The 18088-nt window shown below is 66.5% G+C and carries 18 protein-coding genes; 7 read left to right on the top strand and 11 right to left on the bottom strand.

Annotated features, from left to right (window positions below):
- Position 1 precedes the first annotated feature (1 nt).
- The 5 genes from AC07PZ_RS26425 to AC07PZ_RS26445 all read right to left on the bottom strand — a co-directional run bounded on the left by AC07PZ_RS26425 (position 2) and on the right by AC07PZ_RS26445 (position 3952).
- Positions 2 to 742: a sugar phosphate isomerase/epimerase family protein gene (locus tag AC07PZ_RS26425; protein ID WP_495298132.1), complete on the bottom strand. Its 741-nt coding sequence runs from the start codon at positions 740 to 742 to the stop codon at positions 2 to 4.
- Between the two features lie 46 nt (positions 743 to 788).
- Positions 789 to 1559 (bottom strand): amino acid ABC transporter ATP-binding protein, encoded by a 771-nt coding sequence (locus AC07PZ_RS26430; protein ID WP_495298133.1) that lies wholly within the window; start codon positions 1557 to 1559, stop codon positions 789 to 791.
- 200 nt (positions 1560 to 1759) lie between these two features.
- On the bottom strand, positions 1760 to 2566 hold the full coding sequence (locus tag AC07PZ_RS26435; protein ID WP_495298134.1) for a transporter substrate-binding domain-containing protein: 807 nt from the start codon (positions 2564 to 2566) through the stop codon (positions 1760 to 1762).
- A 53-nt stretch (positions 2567 to 2619) separates the two neighbouring features.
- Entirely contained in the window at positions 2620 to 3273 is a 654-nt protein-coding gene (locus tag AC07PZ_RS26440; protein ID WP_495298135.1) for an amino acid ABC transporter permease, read from the bottom strand.
- Positions 3274 to 3277: 4 nt separating this feature from the next.
- The gene (locus tag AC07PZ_RS26445; protein WP_495298136.1) at positions 3278 to 3952 is read right to left on the bottom strand and encodes an amino acid ABC transporter permease; all 675 of its coding nucleotides are present in this window, start codon (positions 3950 to 3952) and stop codon (positions 3278 to 3280) included.
- Between the two features lie 241 nt (positions 3953 to 4193).
- On the opposite strand from AC07PZ_RS26445, the gene AC07PZ_RS26450 reads away from it, so the two are divergent.
- The gene (locus tag AC07PZ_RS26450; RefSeq protein WP_495298137.1) at positions 4194 to 5306 is read left to right on the top strand and encodes an MBL fold metallo-hydrolase; all 1113 of its coding nucleotides are present in this window, start codon (positions 4194 to 4196) and stop codon (positions 5304 to 5306) included.
- Here the strand turns inward: AC07PZ_RS26450 and AC07PZ_RS26455 are convergent.
- The 5 genes from AC07PZ_RS26455 to AC07PZ_RS26475 all read right to left on the bottom strand — a co-directional run bounded on the left by AC07PZ_RS26455 (position 5303) and on the right by AC07PZ_RS26475 (position 12197).
- Entirely contained in the window at positions 5303 to 6520 is a 1218-nt protein-coding gene (locus tag AC07PZ_RS26455; RefSeq protein ID WP_495298138.1) for a hypothetical protein, read from the bottom strand. The genes AC07PZ_RS26450 and AC07PZ_RS26455 overlap by 4 nt on opposite strands.
- Positions 6521 to 6669: 149 nt before the next feature.
- A complete protein-coding gene (locus AC07PZ_RS26460) occupies positions 6670 to 6858 on the bottom strand; it encodes a hypothetical protein (RefSeq protein WP_495298139.1) in 189 nt (62 codons plus the stop codon).
- A 2-nt stretch (positions 6859 to 6860) separates the two neighbouring features.
- Positions 6861 to 9245, bottom strand: coding sequence for a DNA topoisomerase IV subunit A (gene parC, locus AC07PZ_RS26465; RefSeq protein ID WP_495298140.1), 2385 nt, complete (start codon positions 9243 to 9245; stop codon positions 6861 to 6863).
- A gap of 19 nt (positions 9246 to 9264) precedes the next feature.
- Positions 9265 to 10149: a lytic transglycosylase domain-containing protein gene (locus AC07PZ_RS26470; protein ID WP_495298141.1), complete on the bottom strand. Its 885-nt coding sequence runs from the start codon at positions 10147 to 10149 to the stop codon at positions 9265 to 9267.
- A 38-nt stretch (positions 10150 to 10187) separates the two neighbouring features.
- Positions 10188 to 12197, bottom strand: a complete 2010-nt coding sequence (locus tag AC07PZ_RS26475) for a DNA topoisomerase IV subunit B (RefSeq protein ID WP_495298142.1) — start codon at positions 12195 to 12197, stop codon at positions 10188 to 10190.
- 190 nt (positions 12198 to 12387) lie between these two features.
- On the opposite strand from AC07PZ_RS26475, the gene AC07PZ_RS26480 reads away from it, so the two are divergent.
- The 6 genes from AC07PZ_RS26480 to AC07PZ_RS26505 all read left to right on the top strand — a co-directional run bounded on the left by AC07PZ_RS26480 (position 12388) and on the right by AC07PZ_RS26505 (position 17285).
- Positions 12388 to 13599 carry an MFS transporter gene (locus tag AC07PZ_RS26480; protein WP_495298143.1) on the top strand — a complete coding sequence of 404 codons (1212 nt, stop codon included), beginning with the start codon at positions 12388 to 12390 and terminating at the stop codon, positions 13597 to 13599.
- Between the two features lie 10 nt (positions 13600 to 13609).
- Positions 13610 to 13750, top strand: coding sequence for a hypothetical protein (locus AC07PZ_RS26485; protein WP_495298144.1), 141 nt, complete (start codon positions 13610 to 13612; stop codon positions 13748 to 13750).
- The gene (locus AC07PZ_RS26490) at positions 13741 to 14301 is read left to right on the top strand and encodes a class I SAM-dependent methyltransferase (RefSeq protein ID WP_495298145.1); all 561 of its coding nucleotides are present in this window, start codon (positions 13741 to 13743) and stop codon (positions 14299 to 14301) included. The genes AC07PZ_RS26485 and AC07PZ_RS26490 overlap by 10 nt, the downstream gene beginning before the upstream one ends.
- A 52-nt stretch (positions 14302 to 14353) precedes the next feature.
- On the top strand, positions 14354 to 15244 hold the full coding sequence (gene dapA, locus AC07PZ_RS26495) for a 4-hydroxy-tetrahydrodipicolinate synthase (protein WP_495298146.1): 891 nt from the start codon (positions 14354 to 14356) through the stop codon (positions 15242 to 15244).
- Positions 15245 to 15370: 126 nt separating this feature from the next.
- Positions 15371 to 16465, top strand: coding sequence for an NlpB/DapX family lipoprotein (gene bamC / locus AC07PZ_RS26500; protein WP_495298147.1), 1095 nt, complete (start codon positions 15371 to 15373; stop codon positions 16463 to 16465).
- Between the two features lie 43 nt (positions 16466 to 16508).
- A complete protein-coding gene (locus AC07PZ_RS26505; RefSeq protein WP_495298148.1) occupies positions 16509 to 17285 on the top strand; it encodes an MBL fold metallo-hydrolase in 777 nt (258 codons plus the stop codon).
- A 42-nt stretch (positions 17286 to 17327) separates the two neighbouring features.
- Here the strand turns inward: AC07PZ_RS26505 and rlmB are convergent, their stop codons facing one another.
- A complete protein-coding gene (rlmB, locus tag AC07PZ_RS26510; RefSeq protein WP_495298149.1) occupies positions 17328 to 18074 on the bottom strand; it encodes a 23S rRNA (guanosine(2251)-2'-O)-methyltransferase RlmB in 747 nt (248 codons plus the stop codon).
- Positions 18075 to 18088: the final 14 nt, after the last annotated feature.

Genomic DNA, 18088 nt, shown 5'->3' on the forward strand with positions numbered 1-18088 from the left:
ATCACAGGGCGCGTGTGGCGCGGATCAGCGCGATCTGCTCGCGCGTGACGGCCAGCAGGTCGTCGCCGATCAGCGGGTATTCGATGGCATGCGGCACGTCGGCCGGCAGCGCGCGCAGCACGGCGCGCCAGGGGGCCGACGACTCGGCCAGCGGCACGGCGACCCACTTGGCCGGCAGGCGCTGCACGCCCTTGCAATGCACGTAGCGCACGCGGTGGCCGAGCACCTTGGCAGCTTCGAGCGGGCATTCGCCGACCCAGTGCCAATTGCCCATGTCGAAGGTCATGCCGAGGCTGAGACCCGCCTGGTCGGCGGCGTTGAAGAAGTCGACCATCGCGGGCAGGGTGCCGGCACGCACGGTCTGGTCGTTCTCGATCACCAGCTCGATGTGGGTTTCGGCCAGTTGCACCTTCAGGCCCCAGAGCGAGCCGTGCGACGCGGGGCCGAAGCCGCCGATCGCCATCTTCAGGCGGCTCGCGCCCAGTGTCCTGGCGGCGGCGATGCCGCGCGACAGCGCCGCGCTGTCGAGCCAGCCGCCTTCGGCCCACAGGCCCTCGGGGCTCGAATAGACCGACGCGTGGCCGGCCAGTGCCGGCAGTTCGGCGGCCGGGTCGCGCAGCATCTCGCCGCGCACTTCGACCGAATCCGCACCGGCGGCGCGCGCGAGCTGCGAACACCAGAGCTGGCCATGGCGCCCCACTTCGGCGGTACCGAAGGAAGACAGGGAAATCAATACCTGCATGCTGTGTCTTGTCTGGAAAGGACGGCGCGGGCAGGCCCGGCGGTCATCAATGGTTGTTCAGGATCTGGCCGAGGAACTGGCGGGTGCGCTCGTCCTTCGGGTTGCTGAAGAATTCGGTGGGCGGTGCCTGCTCGACGATCTTGCCGGCGGCCATGAAGATCACGCGGTCGGCCACGCTGCGCGCAAAACCCATCTCGTGGGTCACGCAGAGCATCGTCATGCCGTCTTCGGCGAGACCGATCATGGTGTCGAGCACTTCCTTGACCATCTCGGGGTCGAGGGCCGAGGTGGGCTCGTCGAACAGCATGATCTTCGGCGTCATGCACAGCGCGCGCGCGATGGCCACGCGCTGCTGCTGTCCGCCGGACAGCTGGCTCGGATACTTCTTGGCCTGCTCCGGGATGCGCACCCGCGTGAGGTACTTCATCGCGATCTCTTCGGCCTGCACCTTGTTCATGCCGCGCGAGCGCATCGGCGCCAGCGTGCAGTTCTCGAGGATCGTGAGATGCGGGAACAGGTTGAACTGCTGGAACACCATGCCGACCTCGGCGCGCACCGCATCGACGTTCTTGCCGCCGGCCGTGAGGTCGATGCCGTCGACCACGATCCGGCCCTTCTGCACGGTCTCGAGCCGGTTGATGCAGCGGATCAGCGTCGACTTGCCCGAGCCCGAGGGCCCGCAGATCACGATGCGCTCGCCCGCGCGAACGCTCAGGTCGATGCCGGTCAGCACCTGGAATTCGCCGTACCACTTGTTCACCGCTTCCATGCGGATGATCGGCTCGGTGCCGGCGGGCGTCGTGACTGCGTCGGTCATGCTTTTCAGTTCCAAAAAATCTTCAACAGGCGCACCCGATGTCTTCGGGCGAGACACCACGGCATCGCGCGTCACACCGCACCTCCGCCTCTACCGCCTCTTCACGTGAGACACCGCGGAACTGGCTTTGCCAGGCCGCTGGTGTCGCCCCCTGGAAGGGGGGTTGGCGAAAGCGACACGCAGTGCGCGAAGCCTGGGGGTTAGTTCAGCTTGGGCAGATCGGCGCCGAGCCACTTCTGGTAGAGCTTGTTCAGCTCGCCATTGGCCGTGTTCTTGGCGACGAAGTCGTTCAACGTCTTGGTCAGCTCGTCCTGGCCGGGGCGCAGTGCGATGCCCATGGCTTGCTGGACCAGGTTGAACTTGTTCTCGAAGGTGTTGGCCGGCACGCGCTTGGCGATCTGCGCCGCGACGGTGACCGAGCAGCCGATCGCGTCGACCTGGCCGGAGATCAGTGCCTGCATGGCCGAAGCGTCGTCGTCGAAGCGGCGGATCTCGGTGCCTTCCGGTGCGGCCTTGGTCACGGCCACGTCCTGCGTGCTGGCACGAGCCACGCCCACGCGCAGGCCCTTCATGTCGGCCGGGCCCTTGATGGCGCTGCCGGTCTTGCCGTACAGCACGATCGTGGCAGCGGCGTAAGGCTGCGAGAACTGGACCTGCTTGGCACGCTCGGGCGTGATGGCCAGCGATGCGACCAGCACGTCGACCTTGTTGGTCAGCAGGAACGGAATGCGGTTCGGGCCGGTCACCGGCACGATGTTGGCCTTCACGCCCAGGTCCTTGGCCAGCAGCTTCGCGACATCGGCGTCGTAGCCATCGGGTTCGTTCTTGGCGTTGGTCGTGCCGTAGGGCGGGAAGTCGACCAGCATGCCGACGGTGATCTCGCCCTTCTTCTTGATGTCGGCGACCGATTGGGCCGAAGCGAAGGGGGCGAACACGGTCAGCGCGGCGCCGAGGCCGAGTGCGGCCAGCGCGGTGGTGGCGGTGCGGCGGGTGGTGAAACGGATCATTCGAAGTCTCCTGAGGTGGGAACGGGAACGGGGAAGCAAGAAAAAAGAAACGGTCAGCGCGCCAAGGCACGCGCCTGCTTGCGCTCCATGCGCGCGGCGAGCAGCGACAGCGGCCAGCAGATCACGAAATAGATGGCCGCCACCGTGGTGAACACTTCCAGCGGCTGGAAGGTCGCGTTGTTGATGATCTGGCCGGCCCGGGTGATTTCGGTGAAACCGATGATGGCCGCGAGCGACGTGCCCTTGATGATCTGCACCACGTAGCCGACGGTCGGCGGCAGCGCGATCTTGAAGGCCTGCGGCAGGACCACGTCACGCATGCGCGGACCGTAGCGCAGGTTGAGTGCCTGCGCCGCCTCGATCTGGCCGCGCGGGATCGCCTCGATGCAGCCGCGCCAGATCTCGCCCAGGAAGGCTGCGCTGTTCAGGATCAGCGCCACGCCCGCGGCGATCCACGGATTGATGTCGAGCCCCAGCACCGGCGCGCCGAAGAAGATCAGGAACAGCTGCAGCAGCAGCGGCGTGCCCTGGAAGACCTGGATGAACAGCACGGCAACGCCGCGCGCCGTCTTGTTCTCCGAGGTGCGTGCCAGCGCGATGACCAGCCCGAGGATCGCGCCGCCGATGAAGGCGATCAGCGAGAGCGCCAGCGTCCACTTGGCCGCCTCGAGGATGAACAGGAATTCTGGATAGCCGAAGGTACGCATGGTGTTAGCGCCGATCCGGGTAGTTGAGCGTGCGCTGGTAGATCAGCTTGAAAAGCCCGGAGAACGCGAGCGCCAGCACCAAGTAGATGGCGGCGACCACGATATAGATCTCGAAGCTGCGGAAGGTCTGCGATTGCAAGTTGGCGGCGACCGAGGTCAGGTCGTCCGCCGAGATGACCGACACCACGGCCGAGCTCAGCATCAGCAGGATGAACTGGCTCGTCAGCGCCGGGTAGATGGCCTTGAGCGCCGGCTTGATGATCACGAAGCGGAAGATTTCCCACGACTTCAGGTTGAGCGCCCGGCCCGCCTCGATCTGGCCCTTGGGAATCGACTCGATGCCGGCGCGCACGATTTCGGCGGCATAGGCGCCCAGGTTGACGACCATCGCCGTCAATGCCGCGGTGTAGGGCGACCAGCGCAGGCCGATCGCCGGCAGCGCGAAGAAGAAGAAGAAGAACAGCTGCACCAGGAACGGCGTGTTCCGGATCACCTCGATGTAGGCGTTGATCAGGAAACGCAGCACCCGCGGCCCCGAGGTCTTGCCCCAGGCGCAGAAAACGGCAACCACGAGGCCCAGCGCAGTGGACACGAGCGACAGCTGGATCGTGATCCAGGCGCCCTTGAGCAACAGCGGCCAGGCGGCAAAAACGGCATCGAATTGAAATTGGTAATTCACGACCTGGCGCACCTGAAGCGGGCATCGATGGGACGGCTGGCAGTGTATGAAACCGGTTTCATGTACACATTAGGGATTACCCTGATGTGGCATTTTGTAAGCAATGCCCGTTTATTGGGCGGCCAGCGGCACGGCCGCACCAACGATGCCCTCGTTTTGCGCGGGTCGGGCCGCCCGCGTGCAGATGGTGACGCTACGCTCGGCGTCATCCCTGCACCGCAGGCCTCCACCTCCTCATGCCATGACCTTCCTGCGAAACCGTCTCACCCGGCTGTTCGGCCTGCTCGCGCTGCTCGGCGCCACCGGCTGCGCGACGAGCGAAACCTGCAGCCCCCATGCGCCCGCTGGCGCGCCAGCGGCCGGCGCGGATTTTTCGACCGCGGACTGCCGCTTCCACAACATGGCGAATCCGGGGGCGCGCGCCTCCGAGAGTGGCTGGAAGATCTGGAGCCGCTTCGTGCTGGGCACCAAGGAAGGCACCGTGCCCGTCGACCCGATTCCGGTGCGCGTTCTCGACCGCGCATCGCTCGACGCGCTGGACCCATCGGCCAACCATGTGATCCGGCTCGGCCACTCGTCGCACCTGCTCAAGTTGCGAGGCAAATACTGGCTGATCGACCCCGTTTTCAGCCAGCGCGCATCGCCCGTGCAATGGGCAGGGCCGAAGCGCTTCCATCCGACGCCGCTGCCGCTCACGGAGTTGCCACCGATCGAAGGGCTGATCCTCTCGCACGACCACTACGACCACCTCGACGTCGCGACGATCACCTACCTCCGCGCACGCGTACAGCGCTATTTCGTGCCGTTGGGTGTCGGCCAGCGGCTGCAGGACATGGGTGTGCCCGCCGAGCGGATCGAGGAGTTCGACTGGTGGCAGAAAGGCCGCCATGGCGAGGTCGAACTCACAGCCACGCCGGCCCAGCACTTCTCCGGCCGCGGCCTGTTCGACCGCGATCGCACGCTGTGGGCGTCATGGGTGATCCAGAGCGGCCCCGAACGGATCTTCTACAGCGGCGACTCGGGCTACTTCCCGGGCTTTCGGCAGATCGGCGAACGCTTCGACGGCTTCGACATCGCGCTGATGGAAAACGGCGCCTACGACACCTACTGGCCGTCGGTCCACATGCAGCCCGAAGAGAGCGTCAAGGCCTTCGAGGACCTGCGCGGCAAGCTGCTCTACGTCGTCCACAACAGCACTTTCGACCTGGCTTTCCACACCTGGCGCGATCCGCTCGACCGCATCTCGGCGCTGGCCGCCGAGAAGAACATCGCGCTGGCCACGCCGGAGATCGGCGAGGTGCTGACGCTCGGCAAGCCACGCGAGAACGTGCTGTGGTGGAAGGCGCTGCGCTAGCGGGTGCTGGCAGGCACGTTGTTTGATGAAGGATCGGGCTCCAGTATCCAATTCAGCAGTGCCTCGCGGTCCAGCAGGTCGATGATCAACCTGCCCTGCTGGAAGATATCGAAGGCCTTAACGTGATCAGGCAGGTCCTTCCTGACGATCGCCGTACCGCTCGCCATGCTTCCCTTGAGAAATTCGCCGACGGTTTGCACCACGCCGCCGCTACCGTCGGCAAACGGATGCCACCCGAGCGAGTCGTTTGCCATGGGGGCCTTCTTCACCAGATCCGAAAGCAGCGCGAACTTCGAGGGATGTTGGTTCTGTTCGTTCAACAGATGGCCGCACTTCCAGTCCTGATCGCTACGGCCCTTGTCGGGCGCTCGCTGCAAATCCCTGTGGAAATCCGCGAGGCTGCTGTTCATCTTGAGATAAAGCTCCTTGGAGATCACCTTGGTGCGAAAAAGCTCCGGCACGATGCACGTTATCGTCTCGAAAGCCCTGTTCCATTCGGCCGTGTTCGGCGTTTGTGTCGCCATCAGGGGCTCAACGGCTTGCCATCCGCCAGCGGCGAAAGCATCCGAAAGGCCGCCGCTCAGGACGAGGTCGGGGATATGGCAGGGAAAGCGGTCCGTCAGATCGCGATGGCGCTCCAGGTTCGCCATGAATTGCACAGCGGCATCTTGCCCCCTCGGCTTGATCTTGCCCTTCTCGACCAATGCCGCGACCAACGTCCGCACCTGCTCCGTCCGCAACACGGTATCGACGTCACGGGCGCGAGTGAGGCTGCGAAACTCGCCGGGAAACCATTTGCATGCGGCGTCCAGATCCGGCGGCTGATGGTTGAAGCATTCGACCAGGCGCTCCGCGAATTGATTCAGCCTCTGCTTGAGAAGTGTCTCGTCCGCCGACTCCCGCGGCTTGCAATTGAGGAGATTCCGAATGCCGAGGTGCCTGTGGAATATCGGCAGGGACAGCATGTCCTCGCGCACGGTCTTCGCTCCATCGGCATGGGCGGAAAACTGCGCTGTCCGCGTGTCGTGCGAGGCCGGCTTCTGCGGCAGCCTCTCGAATGGGGTGCTGGACGGCGCCGAACGACGCTCCGCCGAACTCGCGCTGCCCGCGTTGTTCGGCTTCACGACCGGATCGGCCGGATTCGGGGATGCGCCGGATGCGGACCACGCTCCCAACGCTGCATCCTTCTTTGACGGAATTGAACTGGCGACCATGGCGTACCTCGCAGACTGGAGTTGAACCCCCCCGAATCCTCCACGCCGATCCGCTTTATCCGGCCTCCGCTGCGAACGAGTGCATCACGCCGCGAAGCAACGAGACAGGCGTGCTGCGTGCACGCCTCCAACGCCAAGGCGCCGCCGCCTCAGCGCGATCCTTTGCGCTCCCGCGCGCGCCGTACCTGCCGGCTTTCGCTGGCCTGCGCCGTGGCACGCTCCTTGGCCATGCGCTTTTCCGTACGGCGCCTGCTCAGTCGTCGCCCCAGGAAGAAGCTGCCGAGGCCCGTCAGCGTTGCGATCACCACGCCGAGCGTGCTGAGGTCGAATGCGTTCATGGTCACTGCACCCGCACGATGCGCGTCGGCTTGAAGCCGAGGTCGGCCGCCTTGCCCTTGCGGGCCCGATTGCCGCGCGCGTTGTTGAGCGTGCGGATCTCCAGCGTCTCGTCGCGCTCCTTGCCGCCGCGGCCGATGCCGTCGATGCGCACGCTGCGCGTATAGGCCGCAGCGCCGGCCAGCGTGTCCTTCGGCTCCAGGTCGATCAGCGTGAGCCCGCGCCCGCCCTTCGGCAACGCCTTGAGCTCGGCGATGTCGAAGGTCAGGATGCGGCCGCCCGTCGATGCGCACGCAACGTGTGTGGCCGCGGCCAGCGGCTCCGCACCGCCAGCGCCGCCGACCAATGAAGGCTGGCACATCTGCTCGCCCTCGCCCACGTCGATGAAGGCCTTGCCGCCGCGATGGCGCGACATCATGTTCTCGACCGAGGCGATGAAGCCGTAGCCGCCGGTGTTCGACAACAGCAGGCTCGCGCCGACCGGACCGGCAAAGCAATGCGCCACCTGCGTGCCGCTGTCGAGGTCGATCAATGTGGTCAGCGGCTGGCCATCGCCACGCCCGCCGGGCAGCGACGCGACCGGCACCGTGTAGACGCGCACGCCCTTGTCCTTGGCGGTGCCGAAGACCAGCAGCGTGTCGACCGTGCGGCACTCGAAAGCGCCGTACAGCGTGTCACCCGACTTGAAGCTGTATTCGACCGGCGTACCGGCCGCGGCCTTCTCGCTGGCCCAGCCCTTCTGCGTGCGCACCCAGCCCTTCTGCGACACGATCACGGTGACGGGCTCGTCGAGCACCTTGATCTCGGAGACGGCGCGCTTCTCGGCCTGGATCAGCGTGCGGCGCGTGTCCTCGAAGGTCTTCGCATCGGTCTCGATCTCCTTGACCAGCACACGGCGCAGTGCGGCCGGGCTGGCGAGGATGTCCTCGAGCTTCTTCTGTTCGTCGCGCAGGCCCTTGAGCTCCTGCTCGATCTTGATCGCCTCCAGCCGGGCGAGCTGCCGCAGCCGGATCTCGAGGATGTCCTCGGCCTGCCGCTCGCTCAGGTTGAAGCGCGCGATCAGCGCCGCCTTCGGGTCGTCGGCCGCGCGGATGATCGCGATCACCTCGTCGATGTTCAGCAGCACGAGCTGCCGGCCTTCGAGGATGTGGATGCGGTCGAGCACCTTGTTCAGCCGGTGCCGCGAGCGCTTCTCGACCGTGATCTCGCGGAACGCGATCCACTCGTTGAGCATCTGGCGCAGCGACTTCTGCACCGGCTTGCCGTCGATGCCGACCATCGTCATGTTGATCGGCGACGAGGTTTCCAGCGAGGTCTGCGCGAGCAGCGTGGTGATGAACTCTTCCTGGCTGATGCGCGAGGTCTTGGGTTCGAACACCAGCCGCACGGCTGCGTCCTTGCTCGACTCGTCGCGCACCACGTCGAGCACCGACAGCAGCGCCGCCTTGAGGTTGCTCTGCTCGGTCGACAGCGCCTTCTTGCCGGCCTTGACCTTCGGGTTGGTGATCTCCTCGATCTCCTCCAGCACCTTCTGCGTGCTGACGCCCGGCGGCAGCTCGTTGACCACCAGTTGCCACTGGCCGCGCGCGAGGTCCTCGATGGTCCAGCGCGCCCGCACCTTGAGCGAGCCGCGGCCGGTGCGGTAGGCGTCGGCGATGTCGGTGGTGCTGCTGATGATCTGGGCGCCGCCCGGATAGTCGGGGCCGGGCACGATCTGCAGCAGCTCCTCGTCGGCCAGCTTGCCGTTCGACTTGATCAGCGCCACGCAGGCGTCGGCGATCTCGCGCAGGTTGTGGCTCGGTATCTCGGTGGCCAGGCCGACCGCGATGCCGCTGGCGCCGTTCAACAGCACGAAGGGCAGGCGCGCGGGCAGCAGACGCGGCTCTTCGGTGCTGCCGTCGTAGTTGGGGATGAAGTCGACCGTGCCTTCGTCGATCTCGTCGAGCAGCAGGCCGGTGATGCGCGACAGCCGCGCCTCGGTGTAGCGCATCGCCGCGGCGCCATCGCCGTCGCGGCTGCCGAAGTTGCCCTGGCCATCGACCAGCGGATAGCGCTGGCTGAAGTCCTGCGCCATGCGCACCAGCGCGTCATACGCGGCCTGGTCGCTGTGCGGATGGAAGCGGCCGAGCACGTCGCCGACCACGCGCGCGCTCTTCACCGGCTTGGCGCCGACCGTGCCGTTGGTGCCGCCGAAGCCCAGGCCCATGCGGGCCATCGAGTACAGGATGCGGCGCTGCACCGGCTTCTGGCCGTCGCTCACGTCGGGCAGCGCGCGGCCCTTGACCACGCTCAGCGCGTATTCGAGGTAGGCGGTCTGCGCATAGTCGGCCAGCGTCAGGCGGTTCGGGTCAGGTGGGCTCAGGTCGAGCGTTGGTTGGGAATCGTCCATGGTCTCGTCGGGGTCGGTTCTATTCGGTGGCCCGCGCCGTGTCGGCAGCGGGCGATGTGTCGGTCGATGGCGCCGGCGGCAGCACGGGGCGCTGGCCGGCAGCCGCAGGCATGTTGCCGCGCCCGATGGCGCCGCCCTGCGGCGCCGCGAGCTCCATGTGCACGCGGCCGGGCGCGCCACGGCCCGCGGACGATGCCGTCGGCTTGAGGTAGGCGTAGAGCTGAAGCACGGTCTTCACGTAGTTCTGCGTCTCGCGGTAGTTGGGAATGCGGTTGCCGGCGCGCTGCACCGCACCTTCGCCGGCGTTGTAGGCGGCCAGGGCGAGCTCGATCTCGCCCTCGAACAGCGCCATCAGGTCGCCCAGGTAGCGCGCGCCGGCCGCGATGTTGACGACCGGGTCGAACAGCTTCTTCTCGAGGCTGGCGCGTCGGTCGCCGCGCACGCCGTAGCGCTGCGCGGTGTCCGGCATCAGCTGCATCAGCCCGAGCGCGCCCTTGGGCGAGACCGCATGCGTGTCGAAGCCGGATTCGGTCGCCACCAGCGCCTGCAGCAGTTCGTAGTCGATGTCGTTGCGCTTCGAGGCTTCCTGAAGCGCCGACTTGGCGACCTTGTAGCTCGGCGATGACTCGAACAGCGCCATCAGGGTCTGCGCCGCGGGCGGAACGCCGGCCGGTCCGGGCGCGACGGACAGGCCGCGGCCCAGCGGTGCGACGCCGTTCTCGGTGTCGAAGCTCTGCCCGCCGCGGAAGAACAGCTGGTAGCGCTCGTCGAGTTTCTCGGCGGCGAAATGCGCCACGCCTTGCGCATCGACGTAGCCGAAGATGTCGGCCGCATGCGCCCACGACTGCGCCGCGAGCAGCAACAGGCTCGCGAGCACGGGTCGAAGATGGCGCAGCATCGGCATGTTCGGGTCTGGCGTCTCAGGTCAGGTGGCGGCTGGACTCAGACGTCCACTTCGATGTCGTCGGCGCGGATCTCCATGAGCTCGCGCCGCGCAGCCGCTTCCCCCTTGCCCATCAGCTTGGTGATCTCGCCCTCGGTTTCGCCGAAGGCCAGGCGGCCCAGGCCGATCTGCAGCAGGCGGCGCGTATCCGGATTGAGCGTCGTTTCCCAGAGTTGTTCCGCGCTCATTTCGCCCAGGCCCTTGAAGCGGCTGATGCTCCAGGCGCCTTCCTTGACGCCGTCCTTGCGCAGCTTGTCGAGCGTGGCGACAAGTTCGCCCTCGTCCAGCGCATAGACCTTCGAGGCGGGCTTCTTGCCGCGTGCCGGCGCGTCGACGCGGTACAGCGGCGGCTTGGCGACGTACACGTGGCCGGCGTCGATCAGCTTCGGAAAATGCCGGAAAAACAATGTGAGCAGAAGCACCTGAATGTGCGAGCCGTCGACGTCCGCATCGCTGAGGATGCAGACCTTGCCGTAGCGCAGGCCGCTCATGTCGGGCGTGTCGTTCGGGCCATGCGGATCGACGCCGATGGCGACCGAGATGTCGTGGATTTCGGTGTTGGCGAAGAGCCGGTCGCGCTCGACCTCCCAGGTGTTGAGCACCTTGCCGCGCAACGGCAGAACGGCCTGCGACTCCTTGTCGCGGCCCATCTTGGCGCTGCCGCCGGCCGAGTCGCCCTCGACCAGGAAGACCTCGTTGTGGCTGATGTCCTTGCTCTCGCAATCGGTCAGCTTGCCGGGCAGCACGGCCACGCCGGAGCCCTTGCGCTTCTCGACCTTCTGGCCGGCCTTCTGGCGGGTCTGGGCCGCCTTGATCGCGAGTTCGGCCAGCTTCCTGCCGTAGTCGACGTGCTGGTTGAGCCAGAGTTCAAGCGCCGGGCGCACGAAGCTCGACACCAGCCGCACCGCGTCGCGCGAGTTCAGGCGCTCCTTGATCTGGCCCTGGAACTGCGGATCGAGCACCTTGGCGCTCAGCACGTAGGACGCGCGGGCGAACACGTCTTCGGGCAGCAGCTTCACGCCCTTGGGCAGCAGTGAATGGAGCTCGATGAAGCTCTTGACGGCGTTGAACAGCCCGTCGCGCAGGCCGCTCTCGTGCGTGCCGCCGGCGCTGGTCGGAATCAGGTTGACGTAGCTCTCGCGCACCGGCTGGCCGTCTTCGGTGAAGGCCACGCACCAGTCGGCGCCCTCGCCTTCGGCGAAGTTGTCGGCGTTCCGGTCGGCATGGCCGGCGCCCTCGAACAGCGGGATCACGGGCTCGCCGTGCAGCGTCTGCATCAGGTAGTCGCGCAGGCCGCCCTTGTAGAGCCACTGCTGCGTGTCCTTGGTCTTCTCGTTGACGAGCGTCACGGTCACGCCCGGCATCAGCACGGCCTTGCTGCGCAGCAGGTGCGTCAGTTCGTTCAGCGGCAGCGTGCTCGATTCGAAGTACTTGGCATCGGGCCAGGCCCGCACCGTGGTGCCCTGCTTGCGGTCGCGCGCGCCGTCGGCGGCGCCTGCTGCGCTTTCCTGCCGACGGATCTTCAGCGCCTCGATCACGTCGCCGCCCGAGAACGCCAGATGCGCCACCGAGCCTTCGCGGTAGGAGGTGACTTCGAGCCGCGTGGACAGCGCGTTGGTCACGCTCACGCCCACGCCGTGCAGGCCGCCCGAGAAGCTGTAGGCACCGCCCGAGCCCTTGTCGAACTTGCCGCCCGCGTGCAGCCGGGTGAAGACGAGTTCGACGACGGGCGCCTTTTCTTCAGGATGCAGGCCGAAGGGAATGCCGCGGCCGTCGTCCTCGACGCTGACCGAGCCGTCCGCATGAAGGACGACCTTGATCTTCTTGCCGTGACCGGCGAGCGCCTCGTCGGCGGCGTTGTCCAGCACCTCTTGAATGATGTGCAGGGGGTTGTCGGTTCGGGTGTACATGCCCGGCCGCTGCTTGACGGGCTCGAGGCCCTTGAGCACCCGGATCGAGCCTTCCGAGTAAGCGGGCGGAGTGGAAGATATCTTGGGAGGAGTCGCCATGGGCGCGGATTGTAGTGAGGAAGAAGAGAACAACTGGATACGTATACAGCGCGGAAGGTTGCAAGCATGCGGCGGGCCAATATCCTGGCCGCTCATTGATGCCGACGACGCATCAACATCCGCCGCCAATAGCAACAATGCACTGGATTTCCCCGCGTTGGCGGGCCGGCGCATTGGCTAAAGTCAAAGGATGACTTCTCCCGCTCCTCTTTCGATGCGACAGGTGCTGCTCTGCGGCGCGCTGATCGTGACGCTGTCCATGGGCATTCGCCACGGTTTCGGTCTCTGGCTGCAGCCGATCACGCAGGAACAGGGCTGGTCGCGCCAGACCTTTTCGTTCGCGATCGCGATCCAGAACCTGTCGTGGGGCGTGATGGGTGTCTTCGCGGGCATGCTGGCCGACAAGCTGGGCGCGTTCCGCGTGCTGCTGATCGGCGCCGCCTGCTACGCGCTCGGATTGGTCGGCATGGCACTGTCGCCGACACCGGTGCTGTTCGCGTTGACCGCCGGGGTGCTGATCGGCGCGGCGCAGGCCGGCACCACCTATGCAGTGATCTACGGAGTGATCGGCCGGCAGTTGCCGGCGGAGCGGCGTTCATGGGCGATGGGCGTCGCGGCAGCGGCCGGCTCGTTCGGACAGTTCCTGATGGTGCCGGTCGAGGGACAGCTGATCATGCAGTTCGGCTGGCACAACGCGCTGCTGATCCTGGCGGTCGTGGCGCTGCTCATCGTGCCGCTGGCCTTCGGGCTGCGCGAGCCCAGGCGGGCCACCGCAGGCGTATCGCGCGAGCAATCCATGACCCAGGCCATGATGGAGGCCTTCAACTACCCGAGCTTCTGCCTCCTGGTGGCGGGTTATTTCGTCTGCGGCTTCCAGCTCGCGTTCATCGGCGTGCACATGCCCAGCTACCTGCGCGACAAGGGCCTGTCGCCGCAAGTCGCGAGCTACGCGCTGGCGCTGATCGGCCTGTTCAACATCTTCGGCACCTATCTCGTGGGCTCGCTCGGGCAGCGGCTGGCCAAGCGAAAGATCCTTGCCGCGATCTACCTCAGCCGTGCGATCGCGATCGCCCTCTTCATCACGCTGCCGATCTCACCGCTGACCGTGTATGTGTTCGCCGCGGTGATCGGCTTCCTCTGGCTGTCGACGGTGCCGGCGACCAACGCGCTGGTGGCACAGATCTTCGGCGTGGCGCATCTGTCGATGCTCAGCGGCTTCGTGTTCCTCGGGCACCAGGTGGGCTCGTTCCTGGGCGTCTGGCTCGGCGGCGTGCTGTACGACCGCACGGGCAGCTACGACATCGTCTGGTACATCGCGATCGCACTGGGCGTGTTCGCCGCGCTGATCAACCTGCCGGTCAAGGAGAGCGCGATCGTGCGGATGGCGCCTCGGCCGGCGTGATGGAACGCTGATGCACCGCGATGCGCGTCCCCTTCTCATTCGCACGGCCGGCGGCTTGCTTGCCGCGGCCGTGCTCGCGGGCGTGTTCGCGCTGTACACCCGCCCGTCCTTCCTCGTCACGCTGATCGACCAGATGTGGTCATGCTTCTGAACACCCCACCGACCACGCACATGGCATTGGCCCCATCGCCCTGGGTGGTGCGGTGGTCGCACCTGGCGCGCCCAGGCGGCTCGGCACTCGACGTCGCCTGCGGCTCGGGGCGGCACATGCGCTGGCTGGCCGAGCGCGGCCATCCCGTGACCGGTGTTGACCGCGCCGAAGAGGCGTTGCGCAGCGCCGCGGCGTTCGGACGGACGGTGCTCGCCGACATCGAGAACGGGCCCTGGCCCTTTGCCAGCGAGCCGTTCGACCTCGTGGTGGTGACCAACTACCTCTGGCGAGCGAGGCTGCCAGACATCGTCGCGGCGCTCGCATCGGGCGGCGTGCTGCTGTACGAGACCTTCGCCGCGGGCAACGAGACGGTCGGCAAGCCGTCGCGTCCGGATTTCCTTCTCCAGCCGGGCGAATTGCTGGCTGCCTGCGCCGGACTGCACGTCATCGGCTACGAAGACGGCTACCTGGAGACGCCGCCGCGCTTCGTGCAGCGGATCGCCGCCGTGCGCGAGGCCGGACCCGGCGCCCGCCACCGTCTGGAATCGTGACTTGTCCAGTCAGTAGAATGGCTGCTTTTCGGCTAACCGCAAAGAGAGTCCCTTGGAGCAACTGAAAGGCAGCATCGTTGCGCTCGCCACCCCCATGCATGAGGATGGCAGCGTCGACTATCCAGCCCTGCGCCGGCTGATCGATTGGCACATCGCCGAAGGCACGGATTGCCTCGGCGTGGTGGGAACCACCGGCGAATCGCCGACGGTCGACGTCGAAGAGCACTGCGAGATCATCCGCGTCTCGGTGGAACAGGCGGCGGGGCGCGTGCCCGTGATGGCCGGCTGTGGCGCCAATTCCACCAAGGAAGCGATCGAACTCGCCAAGTTCGCGAAGGGCGTGGGCGCCGATTCGCAATTGCAGGTCGTGCCCTACTACAACAAGCCGACGCAGGAAGGCCAGTACCTGCATTTCAAGGCGATCGCCGAGGCCGTCGGCGACCTGCCCGTGGTGCTCTACAACGTCCCCGGCCGAACCGTCGCCGATATGGCGCACGACACCGTGCTGCGCCTGGCGCAGGTGCCCGGGATCATCGGCATCAAGGAAGCGACCGGCAACATCGAGCGGGCGCAATGGCTCATCCGCGAGCTGCCGGCGCACTTCGGCGTGTATTCCGGCGACGATCCGACGGCCGTGGCGCTCATGCTCTGCGGTGGCCAGGGCAACATCAGCGTGACGGCCAACGTTGCGCCACGCAAGATGCACGAACTGTGCATGGCGGCCATCGCCGGCGACGTCGCCACCGCGATGCGCATCCAGTTCGAGCTGATGCCGCTGCATCGCCATCTTTTCGTCGAGCCGAATCCGATCCCCGTCAAATGGGCGATGGCGCGCATGGGCCTGTGCGGCGGTGCGCTGCGCTTGCCGCTGACGCCGTTGTCTGAGGGCAGCCGTCCGGTGGTCGAGGCGGCGCTGCGTGCGAGCGGCCTGCTCACCGGCTGAAACCCAATCTTTACGTCAGCGCGTGCGGTGAATGGCAACCTTTTGCCTCACGCAGGCTCCGACACAGCGACGCTGTGGGCCAAGGTGGCCCATGCTTGACCGAACCATTCCACTGAGGAAGAGACGTTGAAGACTTATTTGCGATTTACGCTGTTGGCACTGGTTGCCGCCAGCCTGGCTGCCTGCTCGGTGTTCGAGGGCGACAAGATTGATTACAAGAGCGCCAGCGGCGCTAAGGCACCCACACTCGAAGTGCCGCCGGACCTGACCCAGCTGTCGCGCGACAGCCGCTACGTCGTCCCCGGCAAGGCCGTGTCCGCGAACAGCATGCAGGCCGGCGCGGCCGCGGCGCCCAGCGTGCCGACCGCCGCATCGTCGATCGGCGACGTGCGCATGGAACGCTCCGGCTCGCAGCGCTGGCTGGTGGTGAATCGCCCCGCGGAACAGCTGTGGGACCCGGTGCGCGACTTCTGGCTCGAAAGCGGCTTCCTGCTGACGCTCGACCAGCGCAATCTCGGCATCATGGAAACCGACTGGGCCGAGAACCGCGCCAAGCTGCCGCAGGACATCATCCGCGGCGCCGTCGGCAAGCTGCTCGACTCGATCTACTCCACCGGCGAACTCGACCGCTTCCGCACGCGGCTGGAACGCACGCCGAACGGCACCGAGATCTACGTGAGCCATCGCGGCATGGAAGAGGTCTACAGCAACTCCACCAAGGACCAGACCGTCTGGCAGCCACGTCCGAGCGACCCGGAACTCGAGACCGAGTTCCTGCGCCGCCTGATGGTCCGGCTCGGCGTGTCGCAACAACAGGCCACGGCGCTGGTCGCGAGCGCCGCGCCTGCGCAGACCTCGCGCGTCGCGACGGTGGGCGGCCAGCCGGTCGTGCAGATGAGCGAAGGCTTCGAGCGCGCATGGCGCCGTGTCGGTCTTGCGCTCGATCGCACCGGCTTCACCGTGGAAGACCGCGACCGCGCGGCAGGCACGTATTTCGTGCGCTACGTGACGCCGAACCCCGACAAGAAGGAAGCCGGCCTGTTCTCGAAGATCTTCAGCTTCGGGAAGACGAACCCCAACGACACGCCACTGAAGTTCCGCATCCTCGTCAAGAGCCAGGGCGAAAGCACGACCGTGTCGGTACTCAACGAGGCCGGTGCACCCGACAACACGGAAAACGCGCAACGCATCGTGAAGGTCATTGCGGATGACCTCAAGTAGGGCTCGATCCGCCGCAGCCCTGGTGTCCTGAGCGTCTCCGGGGATGCTGCGCTTCCGCAGTCTGGGCAGCGGCAGTACCGGCAATGCCACGCTGGTCGAAGCCAGCAGCGGTGGCCGCACCTCGCGGCTGCTGATCGACTGCGGCTTCACGCTGCGGCACCTCGACGCAAGGCTGGCGCGCGCCGGGCTTTGCGCATCGGACATCGATGCCATCTTCATCACGCATGAGCATGGCGATCACATCGGCTGCGCCCATGCCGTGGCGCGACGGGACCATATCCCCGTCTGGATGAGCGAGGGCACATGGCTCGCCACCGGTGGCCGCGACTTCGAAGGCCAGCTGCAGCTGGCGCGCGACGGCATGGATATCCAGGCCGGCGACATCACGGTCCAGCCCTTCACCGTGCCCCACGATGCCAAGGAACCGCTGCAACTGCGCTGCACCGATGGTGACCGCACGATCGGCATCCTGACCGATCTCGGCCATGCCACGCCCCACGTGCTGAATCATCTGATGGGCCTGGACGCGTTGCTGCTCGAATGCAATCACGACACCGACATGCTCGCGACTTCGGCCTACCCTGCCTTCCTGAAGCATCGCGTGGGTGGCAACTATGGGCATCTGTCGAATGCCGCTGCCGGCGCCATCGCGCGTGCGGTACACCATGCCGGGCTGCGCCATGTGGTCGCCGCCCATCTGAGCGAACAGAACAACCGGCCTGAACTGGCCCGCCGCGCGCTGGCGGAAGCGCTGGGCGCCAATGAGGCCGACATGCTCACCGCCACGGCAGCCGAGGGCTCACCCTGGCTGGACGCCTGATCGGCGCCACCAGGTAGCGCCAGGCGCCTCTGAAAGCGCGGGTCAGCCGATACGCTGCCGCATCGCCTCGTAGAGGCAGACACCGCTGGCCACGGAGACGTTGAGGCTTTCGACCGCGCCCAGCATCGGGATGCCGACCAGCTCGTCGCAGCTCTTGCGGGTCAGCTGGCGCATGCCTGCGCCTTCGGCGCCGAGCACCAGTGCCAGTGGACGCTTCAAATCGCTTTGATACAGCGTGCGCGGCGCGTCGTCGCTGGTCCCGATGCACCAGATGCTGCGTTCCTTGAGTTCACCCAGCGTACGAGCCAGGTTGGTCACCATGAAATACGGCACCGTCTCGGCGGCGCCGCTCGCCACCTTGGCGACCGTGGCGTTGATGCCGGCCGCATGGTCCTTCGGCGCAATCACGGCATGAGCGCCGGCGCCGTCGGCCACGCGCAGGCAGGCGCCGAGATTGTGCGGGTCGGTGACGCCGTCGAGCACCAGCAGCAGCGGCATGGTGTCGGTGGCTTCGAGGCCCTCGAGCAGCTCGTCCAGCGAATGCGTCTGCGCGATGGGTTCGACCCGCGCCGCGACGCCCTGGTGGCCGTGGCTGCCGCTGAGCTTGGACAGCCGCGCACCGTCGGCTTCGACCAGCCGGACGCCGGCCTCCTGGGCACGCGCCATGAACTGTTTCATGCGCGCATCGCGCCGGCTCGCGTCGAACAAGACCTCGATCACCGATGCCGGCGCGGTCTTGATGCGCACGCCGACGGCATGGAAGCCGAATATCACTTTGGGGGAAGACATCCGTCGATTATCCC

The sequence above is a fragment of the Variovorax sp. GW821-FHT10B04 genome, from assembly GCF_059415645.1.